The 14,785-nt window shown below is 72.5% G+C and carries 17 protein-coding genes; 14 read left to right on the forward strand and 3 right to left on the reverse strand.

Features of this window, described 5'->3' with window-relative positions:
- Positions 1 to 45 precede the first annotated feature (45 nt).
- Both ASG76_RS07730 and ASG76_RS07735 read left to right on the forward strand, forming a co-directional pair.
- Positions 46 to 861 (forward strand): CoA transferase subunit A, encoded by an 816-nt coding sequence (locus ASG76_RS07730; RefSeq protein WP_056601894.1) that lies wholly within the window; start codon positions 46 to 48, stop codon positions 859 to 861.
- A 1-nt stretch (position 862) separates the two neighbouring features.
- Positions 863 to 1,531, forward strand: a complete 669-nt coding sequence (locus tag ASG76_RS07735) for a 3-oxoacid CoA-transferase subunit B (RefSeq protein WP_056601895.1) — start codon at positions 863 to 865, stop codon at positions 1,529 to 1,531.
- Positions 1,532 to 1,631: 100 nt separating this feature from the next.
- Here the strand turns inward: ASG76_RS07735 and ASG76_RS07740 are convergent, their stop codons facing one another.
- On the reverse strand, positions 1,632 to 2,006 hold the full coding sequence (locus ASG76_RS07740) for a VOC family protein (protein ID WP_056601896.1): 375 nt from the start codon (positions 2,004 to 2,006) through the stop codon (positions 1,632 to 1,634).
- A 116-nt stretch (positions 2,007 to 2,122) separates the two neighbouring features.
- Between ASG76_RS07740 and ASG76_RS07745 the strand changes: the two genes are divergently transcribed.
- The 7 genes from ASG76_RS07745 (at position 2,123) to ASG76_RS07775 (ending at position 9,548) form a co-directional block, all read left to right on the forward strand.
- Positions 2,123 to 3,184: an LLM class flavin-dependent oxidoreductase gene (locus ASG76_RS07745; protein WP_056601897.1), complete on the forward strand. Its 1,062-nt coding sequence runs from the start codon at positions 2,123 to 2,125 to the stop codon at positions 3,182 to 3,184.
- A 102-nt stretch (positions 3,185 to 3,286) separates the two neighbouring features.
- Complete coding sequence (locus ASG76_RS07750; RefSeq protein WP_056601898.1) at positions 3,287 to 4,351, forward strand: ABC transporter substrate-binding protein; 1,065 nt, start codon at positions 3,287 to 3,289, stop codon at positions 4,349 to 4,351.
- Positions 4,348 to 5,184, forward strand: coding sequence for an ABC transporter permease (locus ASG76_RS07755; RefSeq protein WP_056601899.1), 837 nt, complete (start codon positions 4,348 to 4,350; stop codon positions 5,182 to 5,184). Before ASG76_RS07750 ends, ASG76_RS07755 begins: the two co-directional genes overlap by 4 nt.
- Positions 5,160 to 5,954, forward strand: coding sequence for an ABC transporter ATP-binding protein (locus ASG76_RS07760; RefSeq protein ID WP_056601900.1), 795 nt, complete (start codon positions 5,160 to 5,162; stop codon positions 5,952 to 5,954). The genes ASG76_RS07755 and ASG76_RS07760 overlap by 25 nt, the downstream gene beginning before the upstream one ends.
- Positions 5,951 to 7,291, forward strand: a complete 1,341-nt coding sequence (locus ASG76_RS07765) for an LLM class flavin-dependent oxidoreductase (protein WP_056601901.1) — start codon at positions 5,951 to 5,953, stop codon at positions 7,289 to 7,291. Before ASG76_RS07760 ends, ASG76_RS07765 begins: the two co-directional genes overlap by 4 nt.
- A complete protein-coding gene (locus tag ASG76_RS07770) occupies positions 7,288 to 8,337 on the forward strand; it encodes an aldo/keto reductase (RefSeq protein WP_056601902.1) in 1,050 nt (349 codons plus the stop codon). Before ASG76_RS07765 ends, ASG76_RS07770 begins: the two co-directional genes overlap by 4 nt.
- A gap of 122 nt (positions 8,338 to 8,459) precedes the next feature.
- The gene (locus ASG76_RS07775; protein ID WP_056601903.1) at positions 8,460 to 9,548 is read left to right on the forward strand and encodes an alkene reductase; all 1,089 of its coding nucleotides are present in this window, start codon (positions 8,460 to 8,462) and stop codon (positions 9,546 to 9,548) included.
- 10 nt (positions 9,549 to 9,558) lie between these two features.
- Here ASG76_RS07775 and ASG76_RS07780 read toward each other — a convergent pair whose 3' ends face one another.
- Complete coding sequence (locus tag ASG76_RS07780) at positions 9,559 to 10,926, reverse strand: MFS transporter (protein WP_200948099.1); 1,368 nt, start codon at positions 10,924 to 10,926, stop codon at positions 9,559 to 9,561.
- A gap of 83 nt (positions 10,927 to 11,009) precedes the next feature.
- On the opposite strand from ASG76_RS07780, the gene ASG76_RS07785 reads away from it, so the two are divergent.
- On the forward strand, positions 11,010 to 12,056 hold the full coding sequence (locus ASG76_RS07785) for an LLM class flavin-dependent oxidoreductase (protein ID WP_056601904.1): 1,047 nt from the start codon (positions 11,010 to 11,012) through the stop codon (positions 12,054 to 12,056).
- On the opposite strand, the gene ASG76_RS07790 is transcribed toward ASG76_RS07785, so the two are convergent.
- A complete protein-coding gene (locus ASG76_RS07790) occupies positions 12,053 to 12,448 on the reverse strand; it encodes a low affinity iron permease family protein (protein WP_056601905.1) in 396 nt (131 codons plus the stop codon). The two genes, ASG76_RS07785 and ASG76_RS07790, sit on opposite strands and share 4 nt — an antisense overlap.
- A 43-nt stretch (positions 12,449 to 12,491) precedes the next feature.
- Between ASG76_RS07790 and ASG76_RS19390 the strand changes: the two genes are divergently transcribed.
- The 4 genes from ASG76_RS19390 to ASG76_RS07805 are packed head-to-tail and all read left to right on the forward strand — an operon-like array spanning position 12,492 to position 14,771.
- Positions 12,492 to 12,647, forward strand: coding sequence for a hypothetical protein (locus ASG76_RS19390; RefSeq protein ID WP_200948100.1), 156 nt, complete (start codon positions 12,492 to 12,494; stop codon positions 12,645 to 12,647).
- On the forward strand, positions 12,647 to 13,102 hold the full coding sequence (locus ASG76_RS07795; RefSeq protein WP_056601906.1) for a RidA family protein: 456 nt from the start codon (positions 12,647 to 12,649) through the stop codon (positions 13,100 to 13,102). The genes ASG76_RS19390 and ASG76_RS07795 overlap by 1 nt, the downstream gene beginning before the upstream one ends.
- Positions 13,103 to 13,104: 2 nt before the next feature.
- Positions 13,105 to 13,965, forward strand: a complete 861-nt coding sequence (locus ASG76_RS07800; RefSeq protein WP_056601907.1) for an NUDIX hydrolase — start codon at positions 13,105 to 13,107, stop codon at positions 13,963 to 13,965.
- Positions 13,962 to 14,771: an MBL fold metallo-hydrolase gene (locus ASG76_RS07805; protein ID WP_056601908.1), complete on the forward strand. Its 810-nt coding sequence runs from the start codon at positions 13,962 to 13,964 to the stop codon at positions 14,769 to 14,771. Before ASG76_RS07800 ends, ASG76_RS07805 begins: the two co-directional genes overlap by 4 nt.
- The last annotated feature ends 14 nt before the right edge of the window (positions 14,772 to 14,785 follow it).

Below are 14,785 nucleotides of genomic sequence, written 5' to 3' on the forward strand. Positions count from 1 at the left end.
GGCCCACACAGTGGCGGCGGTCACACGGCCGCTAGGGTGCCGATCATGGACAAAGTGGTCAGCTCGGCAGCCGACGCGGTCGCCGACATCCCGGACGGAGCGACCCTCGCGGTCGGCGGCTTCGGACTGTGCGGCATCCCGTCGGTCCTCATCGAGGCGGTGCTGGAGGCCGGCACGACCGACCTCGAGGCGGTCTCGAACAACTGCGGCGTGGACGACTGGGGCCTGGGCCGGCTGCTGTTCGAGAAGCGGCTGCGGCGGATGATCTCCTCCTACGTCGGGGAGAACAAGGAGTTCGCCCGGCAGTACCTCTCCGGCGAGCTCGAGGTCGAGCTGACGCCTCAGGGCACGCTCGCCGAGCGCATGCGCGCGGGCGGCTCGGGCATCCCCGGCTTCTACACCGCCACCGGCGTCGGCACCCAGGTCGCCGAGGGTGGCCTGCCGTGGAAGTACGACTCCGAGGGCAACGTGGTCGTGGCCTCGCCGCCGAAGGAGACCAAGGTCTTCTCGACGGCGGAGGGGGACAAGGAGTACGTCCTGGAGGAGGCCATCGTGGCCGACTTCGGGCTGGTGCGGGCCTGGAAGGGCGACCGCCACGGCAACCTCGTCTACCGCGACTCAGCGCGCAACTTCAACCCGCTCGCCGCGATGTGCGGGCGGGTCACGATCGCCGAGGTCGAGGAGCTCGTCGAGCCCGGCGAGCTCGACCCCAACGACATCCACACCCCCGGTGTCTACGTGCAGCGGGTGGTCGCGCTGACGTCGGAGCAGGCCGCCGACAAGCGGATCGAGAAGACCACCACGCGACCGCGCCCGGCCGGCCTGGCGGACGACGCGGCGACGCACGGACTGGGAGGCTGACATGAGCTGGAGTCGTGAGGAGATGGCGGCACGTGCCGCCAGCGAGCTCAAGGACGGGTCGTACGTCAACCTCGGCATCGGGCTGCCGACGCTGGTGCCCAACTACGTCGGCGACGACGTCGAGCTGGTGCTGCAGAGCGAGAACGGCATCCTCGGCGTGGGGGCGTACCCCTTCGAGGGCGAGGAGGACCCCGACCTGATCAACGCGGGCAAGGAGACGGTGACCCTGCGCAGGGGCGCGTCGTTCTTCGACTCCGCGCAGTCGTTCGGGATGATCCGCGGCGGCAAGATCGACGCCGCGATCCTCGGCGCCATGCAGGTCTCGGTCAACGGCGACATCGCCAACTGGATGATCCCCGGCAAGATGGTCAAGGGCATGGGCGGTGCGATGGACCTGGTCCACGGAGCCAAGCGGGTGATCGTGCTGATGGAGCACACCGCCAAGGACGGCTCCCTGAAGATCCTCGACGAGTGCGACCTGCCCTACACCGGCAAGCGCGTGGTGCAGCGGATCATCACCGACCTCGCGGTGATCGACGTCATCGACCCCGCGACCGGCGAGGTCGCGCCGTCGGGCACCCTCGGTGAGCGGGTGCTCAAGCTCGTTGAGCTCGCGCCGGGTGTCACCGAGGACGAGGTGCGGGAGAAGACCGGGCCTGAGCTGGTCTGAGGCCCTGCGGGAAGTCCCCGGATATCCGGGGACTTCCCCGGTTATCAGCCGAGATCTCGGCCCACAACCGGGAGACTCGGGTGCAGAGCCCGGTCCGGCCTCAGCCCGCCGACCAGTCCGGCAGCTGCTGGAGCGACCAGCGGTTGCCGTCGGGGTCGGCGAGGAAGACGAAGCGACCCCACTGCATCTCCTGGACCTCGCTCACCTCGATGCCCCGCTCGAGGAGCTCGGCGCGTACGGCGTCCGCGTCGGCCACGACCGCCTGGAGGTTGTCGAGCGACCCCGGCTCCAGTCGGGTGAGCCCCTTGCCGAAGGCGATCGAGCAGGCCGACCCCGGCGGGGTCATCTGCACGAACCGCACGTGGTCGCTGACCTCGTGGTCGTGGTCGGCGCTGAAGCCGACCCGTTCGTAGAACTCCTTGGCCCGGTCGACATCGGTCACAGGCACCATCACCAGCTCCAGCCTCATGTCCATGCCTCGAGGCTAGGCACGGATCCGGTCGATCCGCGTCCGGATGGCGCGCCGGGGCGCGCAGCGCCGCTTGCCGTGTGTTATCTCTAGTAACCCACTAGACAAAGACAAGGAAGCGCATGGACGCCCTCTGGTACATCCCCAACCAGGTCACCCCCGGCCACCGGTCCGACACGACGGTGGCCGGCCACAACAGCCTCGCGCGCCTGACCGAGCTGGCCCGGCTCACCGAGCAGCACGGCTGGGGAGGGGCGCTCATCGGCACCGGCTGGAAGCGGCCCGACACCTTCACGGTGGCCACCGCGCTGGCCGCAGCCACGACGACGTTCAACCCGCTCGTCGCGATCCGGCCCGGCTACTGGACGCCGGCGCACTTCGCGTCGTCGGCCGCCACCCTCGACCAGCTGAGCGGCGGTCGGGTGCGGGTCAACGTCGTGAGCGGGCCCGACCACCAGCCGCAGTACGGCGACGACGAGGGGGACCAGGCGCAGCGCTACGCCCGGACGCGTGAGTTCATGCGCCTGGTCCGCAGGCTCTGGACCGAGGACGACGTCACGTTCGAGGGCGAGCACTACCGCTCCGAGGGCGCGACGCTCGAGCACAAGCCGGTCGCGCGCGAGGGACGCCCGCACCCACAGCTGTACTTCGGGGGCGCGTCCGAGGCCGCGCAGCGCACGGCGGCGGCCGAGGCCGACGTCCAGCTCTTCTGGGGCGAGCCGCTCGACGGCGTCGCCGCGCGCATCGACCACCTGAGGTCGCTGAGCGCCGAGGTCGAGCGCGACCTCCCGCCGTTGCAGTACGGCCTGCGCATCACCACGCTGGTGCGCGACACCACCGAGGAGGCGTGGGCCGACGCCGAGGCGCGCGTCGCGGCGATGGCCGAGGGGCGCGACGAGTGGGAGGCCGACCCCGGCCGCCGCGTCGCGGAGGGTCAGCAGCGCCTGCTCGACCTCGCCGACCGGGGTGACGTGCTCGACGACTGCCTCTACACCGCTCCCGGCCGCGTCGGGGGCGGAGGCGCCGGCACGACCTGGCTCGTGGGCTCGCCCGACGACGTGGCCAAGGCGCTCCTGCGCTACGCCGACCTCGGCATCACCCACTTCGTGCTCAGCGACACGCCGTACGAGCGGGAGATCGCGCGCGTCGGCGACTCGTTGCTGCCGCTCCTGCGCTCGGCCTGACGCGTGCAAGCCGGGGTGACAGGGAGAACCGGTCACCCAAAACTGTGGTTTGTCGACCAACTTACATTACTTTGAAGACTCGTCCCCGATAGGAGAACTGTGATGTCACGACGAGGGCTCATCAGCCCCCTCACCCGCGCGGCCCTGGTGGCCACCACCACCATGCTGGCCCTGTCGGCCTGCGGCGGTGAGCAGGCGGGCCCCAAGCTCGAGCTCACCGCGGCCCTGCCCGACGCACCCGCCGACGGCACCACCCTCCGCGTCGGCGACCCCGCGACCCAGGTGGCCCTGGAGACCTCCGGTCTCATCGACGACCTCGACGTCGACGTCGAGTGGGCCAACATCACCGGCGGTCCCAAGACGCTGGAGGCCTTCCGTGCAGACGCGATCGACATCGGCTCCGTGGCCGACATCCCGCCGCTCTTCGCCCACTGGACCGGCACCGACGTGCGCATCGTCGCGGCCCGCGAGACCGTCGACCCGATGGAGCACCCGACCTACGAGCTCGGGGTCGCTCCCGGCGTCGACGTGACGTCGATCGAGGACCTGAAGGGCAAGAAGATCGCCTACAGCCCCGGCCAGGCCCAGGGCGCGCTCGTGCTCAACGTGCTGCGCGAGGCCGGCCTGACCCAGGACGACGTCGAGCTCGTCGAGATGCAGAGCGTCGACGACGCCTTCTCGGTCGCGCTGGCCGGCAAGCAGGTCGACGTGGCACCGCTCGGCCAGACGCTCGTCAAGACCTACCTCGCGAAGTACGAGCGCGACGGCGCGACCACCATCCAGCCCGGTGTCCGCGACGACGCCTGGACGCTCTACGCGCCGACGACCGTCCTGGAGGACGCCGACAAGGCCGCCGCCATCAAGGACTACGTCGGCGTCTGGGCCGAGGCCCAGCAGTGGATCTCCGACCACCCCGACGAGTTCGCCCAGGCCTACTACGTCGACCACGAGGGCCTCTCGCCCGAGGACGCGACGTACGTCGTCGACGCGCTCGGCGAGTTCACCGTCCCGACCGACTGGGACGAGTTCATCGCGCGCCACCAGCAGACCGTGGACACCCTGGTGGAGGAGCAGGACCAGGAGCCGCTCGACGTGGAGACGATCTACGACCGCCGCTTCGAGAAGGCGATCGCCGCCGCGGTCTCGAGCGAGGGGAAGGGGTCATGACCACCCTCACCGCTCCCACCCGCCCGCTCGCGGAGGCCGAGGACGTACGCCCGACGCGTCGCCGGCTCGGCCCGGGCGAGCCGATCCGCTTCGGCGGCCTGATCGGGATCGTGGCCCTGCTCGCCGCCTGGGTCGTCGGGTCGGCCACCGGCCTGCTCGACCCGCGCACCCTCACCGAGCCGTGGACCGTGGTGGCGACGGCCGAGACCCTGATCGAGAACGGGCGCCTCACCGACAGTTTGGTGACGTCGGGGATCCGCGCCGCGCTGGGCCTGGGCCTCGGCGTGCTCGTCGGCACCGTGCTCGCCCTCGTCTCCGGGCTGTCGCGGATCGGGGAGTCCCTGATCGACGGACCCATCCAGGTCAAGCGCTCCATCCCGACGCTGGCGCTGATCCCGCTGCTCATCCTCTGGCTGGGCATCGGCGAGCCGATGAAGGTGATCACCATCGCGCTGGCCGTCTTCGTGCCGGTCTACATCCACACCCACAACGGCCTGCGCACCATCGAGGGCCGCTACGCCGAGCTCGCCGAGACCCTCGGCGTGACGCGCACCGAGTTCGTGCGGCACGTGGTGCTGCCCGGCGCGATGCCCGGCTTCCTGCTCGGCATGCGCTTCGCGGTCACCTCGTCGCTGCTGGCGCTCGTGGTCGTCGAGGTCATCAACGCGACGAGCGGGATCGGCCACATGATCACGCTCGCCTCCAACTACGGCCAGACCGACATCATCGTCGTCGGCCTCGTCGTCTACGCCCTGCTCGGCGTCACCGCCGACGCAGCAGTCCGCATCATCGAGAGGAAGGCCCTGTCATGGCGTCGTACGCTCGCGAGCTGAGCACCCAGCCCGAACCAGCCGTCCGGGTGCAGGCCCTGCACCGCAGCTTCAACGAGGCCGGGGGCGTGCTCAACGGCCTCGACCTCGACATCGCCCCCGGCGAGTTCGTGGCCCTCCTGGGCCGCAGCGGGTCGGGCAAGAGCACGCTGCTGCGCGCCCTCGCCGGCCTCGACCGCGGCGTCGCCGGACACGGCCGCATCGAGGTGCCGGCGAAGGTCTCGGTGGTCTTCCAGGACTCGCGGCTGCTGCCGTGGAAGCGGGTGCTCGACAACGTCACCCTCGGCCTCCGCACGCCCGACGCCGCCCAGCGCGGCTCGCAGGCGCTGGCCGAGGTCGGCCTCGCCGGTCGGGAGGGGGCGTGGCCCCACGAGCTCTCCGGCGGTGAGCAGCAGCGCGCCTCGCTGGCCCGCTCGCTGGTGCGCGACCCGCAGCTGCTGCTCGCCGACGAGCCGTTCGGCGCGTTGGACGCGCTCACCCGGATCCGGATGCACACCCTGCTGCGCCGGTTGTGCGAGGTGCACCAGCCCGCGGTCCTGCTGGTCACCCACGACGTCGACGAGGCGATCGTGCTCGCCGACCGCGTGATCGTGCTCGACGGCGGCGTGGTGCGCCACGACGCCCGCATCGACCTCGACGGCCGGCGCTCGCAGGCCGACCCGGCGTTCGCCCGGCTGCGCGCGCAGCTGCTCACCGAGCTCGGCGTCGAGGACGACCACGACGCGGCCCCGCGCCCCACGGTCGGACAGCTCAGCGAGAGGGCGGCCTCGTGACGCGTCAGCTGCACCTCAACCTCTTCATCTACCCCGACGGCCACCACGAGGCGGCCTGGCGCCGCCCGGAGTCGCAGCCCGAGCGGATCACCGACATCACCTACTACCAGGAGCTCGCGCAGCGCGCCGAGGCCGCGAAGATGGACGCCGTCTTCTTCGCCGACGGCCCGGCGCTGGCCGACAACATCGCGTACGCCGCCCGCGGCGGCCTCGAGCCGATCACCAAGATGACCGCCATCGCCGCGGCCACCGAGCGGATCGGCGTCATCGGGACGTCCTCGACGACCTACAACGAGCCCTACAACCTGGCCCGGCAGTTCGCCTCGCTCGACCACCTGAGCAACGGCCGGGTGGGGTGGAACATCGTCACCACCTCCTCGGCCGCGGCGGCGCACAACTTCGGCCTCGAGGCGCATCCCGCCCATGCCCAGCGCTACGAGCGCGCCGAGGAGTTCCTCGAGGTCGTCACCAAGCTCTGGGACAGCTGGGAGGACGACGCCGTCCTCGCCGACCGCGAGAGCGGCATCTACGCCGACACCGACAAGATCCACCGCATCGACCACGAGGGTCCGCACTTCTCGGTGGCCGGCCCGCTCAACGCACCGCGCTCGCCGCAGGGCCGGCCGGTCTACGTGCAGGCCGGCTCGTCCCCGGACGGGCGCGCCTTCGCGCCCCGCTGGGCGGAGGCGATCTTCACCGCGCACCAGACGCTGCAGAGCGCGCAGGAGTTCTACGCCGACATCAAGGCGCGCGCGCGGTCGGTGGGGCGCGACCCCGGGCAGCCCAAGGTGCTGCCCGGGATCAGCCCGTTCATCGGCTCGACCGCCGCGGAGGCCCGGGCGCTGGAGGAGGAGTTCAACGACCTCACCCAGCCGGCGTACTCCCTGCGCCAGCTCGGCAACCTCGTCGGTGTCGACCTGACGTCGTACGACCTCGACGGGCCGTTCCCGACCGAGGTCGTGGCGCCCGTGGGCGACCGCGCGTTCCACAGCCGCTCGCAGCTGGTGCTCGACATCGTGGCGCGCGAGCAGCCCACGATCCGCCAGCTCTGCCACCGCCTCGCAGGGGCGCGCGGGCACCGGGTGGTCGCGGGCACGCCCGTCGACGTCGCCGACACCATCCAGGAGTGGGCCGAGCACGGCGCCGCCGACGGCTTCAACGTGATGCCGCCGTGGCTGCCGGGCGGGATCGAGGTCTTCATCGACGAGGTCGTGCCGATCCTGCGCGAGCGCGGGTTGTTCCGCACGGAGTACACAGGAAGCACGCTGCGCGACCACCTCGGCCTCGCGCGCCCCGCCAGCCAGTACGCCCCCTCGATCCAGGAGAAGACCGCATGAGCAGCTTCGAGCACTACCGCCCCCTCGGCCGCACCGGCGTCCAGGTCAGCCCGCTGACCCTCGGCGCGATGATGTTCGGCGCCTGGGGCAACCCCGACCACGACGAGTCCATCGCGATCATCCACCGCGCGCTCGACGCCGGGATCAACGTCATCGACACCGCCGACGTCTACGCCCGCGGCGAGTCCGAGGAGATCGTCGGCAAGGCGCTGCAGGCCCGCAAGGGAAGCCGCGACGACGTCTTCCTCGCCACCAAGTTCCACGGCAACATGCACGACGACGACCCCAACCAGGCCGGCAGCTCACGGCGCTGGATCGTCCGCGAGGTCGAGCACTCGCTGCGCCGGCTCCAGGTCGACCACATCGACCTCTACCAGGTGCACCGCCCGCGCCCGGAGGTCGACATCGACGAGACGCTCGGCGCGCTGACGGACCTCGTGCGGCAGGGCAAGATCCGCTACATCGGCACCTCGACCTTCCTGCCCTCGCAGGTCGTGGAGGCCCAGTGGGTCGCCGAGAAGCGCCAGCGCGAGCGCCCCGTCACCGAGCAGCCGCCCTACTCGATCCTCGCCCGCGAGGTGGAGCGCGACATCCTGCCGACCGCGCAGAAGTACGGCCTCGGCGTGCTGCCGTGGAGCCCGCTCGCCGGCGGGTGGCTCTCGGGCCGCTACCGCCGCGGCGAGGACCTGTCGTTCACCTCGAGCCGGCTGCAGCGCCAGCCCGCCCGGCACGACCCCTCGTCGCCGGAGAACAAGGCCAAGCTGGAGGCGGTGTTCGAGCTGCAGGAGCTCGCCGACGAGGCCGGGCTGTCGCTGATCCACCTCGCGCTCGGCTTCGTGCTCGCGCACCCGGCGGTGTCGTCGGCCATCATCGGCCCCCGCACCCTCGAGCAGCTCGAGTCGCAGCTCGGGGTGGAGAAGGTGGCGCTGCCGGCCGACGTGCTGGACCGCATCGACGAGATCGTCCCGCCCGGGACGACCCTCAACGAGGCCGACCGCGGCTACGCGCCGCCGGCGCTCGTCGACGCGTCGCTGCGTCGCCGCTGAGCAGGGGGGCGGGGCGTTCCCCGACGAGGGGTGTGAGTCATCTCTCGTCGGGGAACATCGGCGGCCGCGGCGTCGCTGAGGACGGTCGTACAGTCCTCAACTTTCCTTGGAGGCAGTCCCACATGTCCCGTGCATTCGAGTCCCTCACCGTCGGCCGCTGGCAGCTCCCGCAGCGCTTCGTGATGGCGCCGCTGACGCGCAACCGCGCCGGCGCCGGCCACGCGCCGACCGCCCTGAACGCCGAGTACTACGGCCAGCGCGCCGGCGCCGGGCTGATCATCACCGAGGGCGTCGCGCCGAGCCAGGCCGGCCAGGGCTACCTCAACGTGCCCGGCCTCTACACCGACGAGCAGGTCGCCGGCTGGCGCCTGGTCGCCGACGCCGTGCACGCCGACGGCGGCGTGGTCGTCGCGCAGCTCATGCACGCCGGTCGCATCGCCCACGCCGACAACAAGGACGGCGTCGAGACCGTCGCCCCCAGCGCTGTGCAGGCGCCCGGCGAGATGGTCACCGCCGAGGGTCCGAAGGCCCACGACGTGCCCCGTGCGGTCGAGACCGACGAGGTCGCCGGGCTCGTGGCCGACTACGTCACCGCCGCGCGCAACGCAGTGGCCGCGGGCCTCGACGGTGTCGAGGTGCACGCCGCCAACGGCTACCTGCTCCACCAGTTCCTCGACCCGACGATCAACCTGCGCGACGACGTCTACGGCGGCTCGCCGGAGAACCGCGCCCGCTTCGTCGTCGAGGTCGTCACCGCGGTCGCCGAGGCCATCGGCGCTGACCGCGTGGGCCTGCGGCTCAGCCCGGGCCACCAGTTCAACGGCATCGGCGAGGAGATCGGCACCGACCTCACCGCGACCTACCGCGCGGTCGTCGACGGCGTCGCCCCGCTGGGCCTGGCTTACCTCAGCCTGCTGGCCAGCCCGCTGGAGCCGCTCGAGTCGCTGGTGCGCGACCTGCGCGAGCGCTTCGACGGCGTGGTGCTGCTCAACGACGGGTTCGGCGACCTCACCACGCTCGACTCGGTGGAGAAGCTGCTCGGCACCGGCCTGGCCGACGCCGTCGTGGTGGGCCGCCAGTTCCTGGCCAACCCCGACCTCGTCGAGCGCTGGCGCAAGGGCGCCGACCTCAACGAGCCCGACCCGTCCACCTTCTACGGCGGCGGCGCCGAGGGCTACACCGACTACCCCACGCTCGAGCAGGCCTCCTGAGCCAAGCCTGTCAGGACGTCGTCGCGGTCCGTGAGGCCGCGACGACGCCCACCACTCCGGCGGCGGCCGCCATCGCGAACACCGCGAGGAACGGGTCGCCGCCGGAGCGCTCGGCCAGCGCGAACACCGCCCCCGCGCTCGACAACGCGAGAGCCGCGCCGAGGGAGTCGGCGATCGACAGCGCGGAGGAGTTGAAGCCTCGGTCGCGGTCGGTCGACTGCTCCAGCATGGCCACACCCAGCCGCGGGTAGGCGAAGCCCATCCCGGCGCCTGCGAGGACGTACGCCGCCCCCGGCAGCACGGCGGGCGGGCGCACGCCGGCGTCGAGCACCGCCACGGTCGCCGCGAGGCACGTGACCCCGAGCAGCACCACGGACGTGCCGACGACCATCGCGCGCCGGTGCGAGACCCGCTCGCCGAGGCGCGCCTGGAGCTGGCTCGCGCTCGCCCACGTGATGCCGACGCACGTGAGCGCGATGCCCGCACGTCCCGGGCCCAGGCCCCAGTGCTCCTGCAGGACGTAGACGATGTAGGCCTCGGTCGAGAAGAAGACCGCGCTCAGCAGTCCGCGCAGCGCCACCACGGCCGGCAGGCCGCGCGCGGCTCGCCGGGCGCCCCGCGGGAGCAGCCGCCCCAGCGCGACCCACACGACCGCAGCTGCGAGCAGCGCGCCGAGTGCGGCGTACCCGGTCGCCGAGCCGAGCAGCTCGACGGCGAGCACCGCGACCGCGGCGGCGAGCGCCCACCACAGGCGCGACCGCGGCGTGTGCGTGCCCTCGGCGTGCGGCTCGAGGCGGCGCAGCGCCGGCGCGAGGAGCGCGAGCGCACCCACGACGAGGACGACTGCGCCCAGGAACACCCAGCGCCAGCTCCACACGTCGGCGACGAGGGCGGCGACGCCCGGCCCGAAGAGGGCGGGCAGCACCCACGCGGCAGCGAACGACGCGAACACCGCAGGGCGCAGCGCGGGTGGGTAGACGAGGCCGACGATGACGTAGAGGCCGACCGTCAGCGCCCCGCCGCCGAGGCCCTGGAGGACGCGCCCCGCGAGCAGCACCTCCATCGTCGGCGCGATCCCGCAGACCAGCAGGCCGAGGGAGAACAGCGCCATCGACGCCAGGAGGGGCACCACCGGTCCCGTCCGGTCGCTCCAGGCCCCGGCGGCCACCATGCCGACCACGCTGCTGGCCAGCGGAGCGGCGAAGGCGAGCGCGAAGAGCCCGAGCCCGTCGAGGTCGCGCGCCACCGTGGGCATGATCGTGGCGACCGCCATCGCCTCGAAGGCGACGAAGGCGATCAGGCCGAACATCGCGACCGTGGTCGCGGCGTAGGCGGGGGAGAGGATCCGCTCCCGCGGCGCCGGCGTGGTCTCACTCACGCCCCGACGCTAGGACCCCGATCCACAGCGGCGCGCAGCGGGACCAGTGGAATATCGCGACCGGGGGCGGCGCTGTGCCGTCAGTGACCTCACCTGCTCCAGCCCTCTCCGTCCTCGACCTCGTGACCGTCCGCAGCGACCAGACCACCGGGGACGCCCTCGCCGCGTCGCGCGGTCTCGCCCAGGTCGCCGACGAGCTCGGCTACCGCCGCTACTGGGTCGCCGAGCACCACAACATGCCGGCCGTGGCGTCCACCAACCCGCCGGTGATCATCGCGATGCTCGCCGCGGCCACCTCGCGCATCCGGGTCGGCTCGGGCGGCGTGATGCTGCCCAACCACGCGCCGCTCGTGGTCCCGGAGCAGTTCGCGCTGCTGGAGGCGGCGTACCCCGGTCGCATCGACCTCGGCATCGGCCGCGCTCCCGGCACGGACCCGCTCACCCGCTACGTCCTGCGCGGCAGCAGCGCGGAGTCGGCCGACGAGGCGGTGACCCGGTTCCCCGACTACGTCGACGACATCCGCACCCTCATGTCCACCGAGGGCGTCGAGCTGCAGATCGGCCCGCGGCGCCAGCCGCTGCGCGCCACCCCTGCGGCCCGCTCAGTCGCCGAGATGTGGCTGCTCGGCTCGTCGGACTACTCCGCCCGCCTCGCCGCGGAGAAGGGCCTTCCCTACGTCTTCGCCCACCACTTCTCCGGTGAGGGCACCGGCGCCGCGCTGGAGCTCTACCGCTCGACCTACCGGCCCTCCCGGGAGCACCCCGAGCCCCGCACCTTCCTCACCGTCAACGCCGTCGTCGCCGAGACCGAGGAGGAGGCACGCCGCCGCGCGCTGCCCAACGTGCAGCAGATGATCGCGCTGCGCACTGGTGCCCCGCTCCACCCGCAGCGCCTCGTCGAGGACGCCGAGGCCGTCGAGATGACGCCCGACCAGCGCGCCCTCGGTCGCGCCATGCAGGGCCGCTGGATCGTCGGCTCGCCCGTCCAGGCGCGGGCACGCCTCGCCGAGCTGGCAGCGACGTACGCCGTCGACGAGGTGATGGTGCACCCGGTGGCCGGCGCCGGGCTCGGCACCGACGCGCGTACGTCGCCCGCGCGCGAGGAGACGCTGCGCCTGCTCGCTGCCTAGTGCCGCTCCTCCAGGCCGACGGCCTCGCGCAGGTTGTCCGCAGCCTCGCGCAGCTCGGGGTCGTCGGCGGCGCGGGAGTCCATCAGGGCGGCCAGCGCCTCGGCCAGCACGTTGAGCTTCTCCTGCATGGCCTCGGCGTTGCGCCGCCCGGCGTTCTCCAGCAGGACGAGCAGCAGCAGCGACAGCACGCCGCCGAAGGTGTGGATCGCCAGCTCCCACTTCGTGGTGCTCTTCCACAGCGGATAGCTGGCCGCCCAGATGACGACGACCGCCACCACGACGGCGAAGAACGGCGCGCGGCTGATCACCTTCGTCGACACCTCGACGAACCTCTCGAAGGGGTTGAGACCCCTGCTCTTCTCCCGGCTCTCGGCCGCAGCTGTGCGCTCCATCCCCGGAATCTAGCGGTGGCCCGCGCCGAGTAGGGTGCGAGCCATGACCCAGTGGGAATACCAGGTGGCGCCGATTCCGCTCCACAACGAAGCGCTCATGCTCAACAACTTCGGCCAGGACGGCTGGGAGCTGGTGGCGATCCACACCAACGCCCAGGGCGGCCTGGTGGCCTTCCTCAAGCGCGCGAAGGCCTCCTGATGGGCGCCGAGGCCCGCCTCGCCGAGCTGGGCATCACCGTGCCGGAGGTCGTGCCGCCCGTCGCGGCCTACCAGCCCACCGCGCGCAGCGGCGACCTCGTCTTCACCGCCGGCCAGCTGCCCGCGCGTGACGGCGAGATGATCGCGGTCGGCAAGCTCGGCGCCGAGGTGAGCGAGGAGCAGGGCTACGAGTGCGCGCGCCAGTGCGCCCTCAACGCGCTCGCCGCGGTGAAGGCCGAGATCGGCTCGCTCGACGACGTCAAGCGCGTCGTGAAGGTCGTCGTCTTCGTTGCCTCCACCCCCGACTTCACCGGCCAGCCCAAGGTCGCCAACGGCGCCTCCGAGCTGCTCGGCGAGGTCTTCGGCGAGGCCGGCAAGCACGCCCGCTCCGCCGTGGGCGTCTCGGTGCTGCCGCTCGACGTGCCGGTCGAGGTCGAGATCGTCGTCGAGGTCTGAGCGTGCAGCGCCTCCCGCTGCCCGAGGCACTCGTCGCCCAGGCCCGGTCGTACGCCGCCGGCGACGCCGCCCCGGCCGAGCCGCGTGACGCGGCCACGGTCGTGCTGCTGCGTCCCGGCGCGGCCGGCCCCGACGTCTACCTGCTGCGCCGGCAGACCTCGATGGCCTTCGCCGGTGGCATGTGCGTGTTCCCCGGGGGCGGGGTCGACCCGCGCGACTTCGACGACGAGCTGGTCGACCGCGGCCTGTGGGCCGGGCCCACGCCGGCCGAGTGGGCGTCGCGGCTCGGGTGCGAGGAGCCGAAGGCCCGCGCGCTGGTGTGCGCCGCTGTGCGCGAGACCTTCGAGGAGTCCGGCGTCCTCCTCGCCGGGGCCGGCCCCGACGCGGTGGTCGCCGACACGACCGGTGCCGGCTGGGAGGCCGACCGGGTCGCTCTGGAGTCGCGCGAGGTGTCGCTGACCGAGTTCCTCGAGAAGCGCTCGCTCGTGCTGCGCACCGACCTCCTCGGCGCCTGGTCGGGGTGGCTGACGCCGGTCTTCGAGCCGCGCCGCTACCGCACCTGGTTCTTCGTGGCCCACCTGCCCGAGGGCCAGGTCACCCGCGACGTGTCGACCGAGTCGTCGTCGGTCACCTGGACCGGAGCCCTGGACGCCGTCGCGCAGGTCGAGCGCGAGGAGATCCTCATGCTGCCCCCGACCTGGCTGACCTGCCTCGAGGTCGGCCAGCACGCCGACCCCGACGCGGTGCTCGCCGAGGCGCAGGCTCGCCGCGTCGACATGTTCATGCCGGAGGTCGTCGCCGACGGCGACGAGTTCATCCTGTCCACGCCGCCGCACTACGCAGCACTGATCGCGCAGCGATGACCTGGACCGGGGGGTCCTTCGGGTCGACCGGTCAGTGCGTGCTGGCGCCCAACGCCGACATCATGACGCTCGACGGCACCAACACGTGGGTGCTGCGCAACCCCGGCTCGTCCCGCTCGGTCGTCGTCGACCCCGGCCCGTCGATCACCGCCCACCTCGACGCGATCGACGCCGCCGCGGGCGACGTGTCGGTCGTGCTGCTGACCCACCACCACGCCGACCACAGCGAGGCTGCCAGGGAGTACGCCGAGCGTCACGGCTGCGGCGTACGAGCGCTGGACCCGGCCTACCGCCTCGGCTCCGAGGGCTTGGTCGAGGGTGACGTGGTCGCCGTGGGCGACCTCGAGGTGCACGTCGTCGCGACCCCCGGCCACACCGCCGACTCGCTGTCCTTCGTCGTGCCGCAGGACCACGCCGTGCTCACCGGCGACACCGTGCTCGGCCGCGGCACCACCGTCGTGGCGCACCCCGACGGCCAGCTCGGCGCCTACCTCTCCTCGCTCGAGCGGCTCCACAACCTCTGCGGCGAGCAGGGCATCACCACGGTCTGGCCCGGCCACGGACCGGTGATCGACGACGCACTGGGCGCGCTCGACTTCTACCTCGCGCACCGGCGCCAGCGCCTCGACCAGGTGCGCGAGGCGCTGCGTGACCTGCACGCCGTCGCCCGCGAGGGCGGGGGCTTCCCGCACGAGGACCTGCCGCGCGCGATCGTGGAGGTCGTCTACGCCGACGTCGACCCGGTGCTCTGGGGGGCGGCGGAGATGTCGGTGCGCGCGCAGCTGGCGTACCTCACCGAGCGGTAGGGGCTTGCGCCGGC

It is taken from the genome of Nocardioides sp. Soil774 (genome assembly GCF_001428125.1).
GTDB lineage: Bacteria > Actinomycetota > Actinomycetes > Propionibacteriales > Nocardioidaceae > Nocardioides.

Bases quoted from the DNA above. Each gene is read 5' to 3' on its own strand.
- ASG76_RS07745 (WP_056601897.1), top strand. From the start codon at position 2,123: ATGGACGCCCTCTGGTACATCCCCAACCAGGTCACCCCCGGCCACCGG.
- ASG76_RS07740 (WP_056601896.1), bottom strand. From the start codon at position 2,006: ATGGACATGAGGCTGGAGCTGGTGATGGTGCCTGTGACCGATGTCGAC.
- ASG76_RS07805 (WP_056601908.1), top strand. From the start codon at position 13,962: ATGACCTGGACCGGGGGGTCCTTCGGGTCGACCGGTCAGTGCGTGCTG.
- ASG76_RS19390 (WP_200948100.1), top strand. From the start codon at position 12,492: ATGACCCAGTGGGAATACCAGGTGGCGCCGATTCCGCTCCACAACGAA.
- ASG76_RS07755 (WP_056601899.1), top strand. From the start codon at position 4,348: ATGACCACCCTCACCGCTCCCACCCGCCCGCTCGCGGAGGCCGAGGAC.
- ASG76_RS07795 (WP_056601906.1), top strand. From the start codon at position 12,647: ATGGGCGCCGAGGCCCGCCTCGCCGAGCTGGGCATCACCGTGCCGGAG.
- ASG76_RS07735 (WP_056601895.1), top strand. From the start codon at position 863: ATGAGCTGGAGTCGTGAGGAGATGGCGGCACGTGCCGCCAGCGAGCTC.
- ASG76_RS07770 (WP_056601902.1), top strand. From the start codon at position 7,288: ATGAGCAGCTTCGAGCACTACCGCCCCCTCGGCCGCACCGGCGTCCAG.
- ASG76_RS07750 (WP_056601898.1), top strand. From the start codon at position 3,287: ATGTCACGACGAGGGCTCATCAGCCCCCTCACCCGCGCGGCCCTGGTG.
- ASG76_RS07760 (WP_056601900.1), top strand. From the start codon at position 5,160: ATGGCGTCGTACGCTCGCGAGCTGAGCACCCAGCCCGAACCAGCCGTC.
- ASG76_RS07730 (WP_056601894.1), top strand. From the start codon at position 46: ATGGACAAAGTGGTCAGCTCGGCAGCCGACGCGGTCGCCGACATCCCG.
- ASG76_RS07775 (WP_056601903.1), top strand. From the start codon at position 8,460: ATGTCCCGTGCATTCGAGTCCCTCACCGTCGGCCGCTGGCAGCTCCCG.
- ASG76_RS07790 (WP_056601905.1), bottom strand. From the start codon at position 12,448: ATGGAGCGCACAGCTGCGGCCGAGAGCCGGGAGAAGAGCAGGGGTCTC.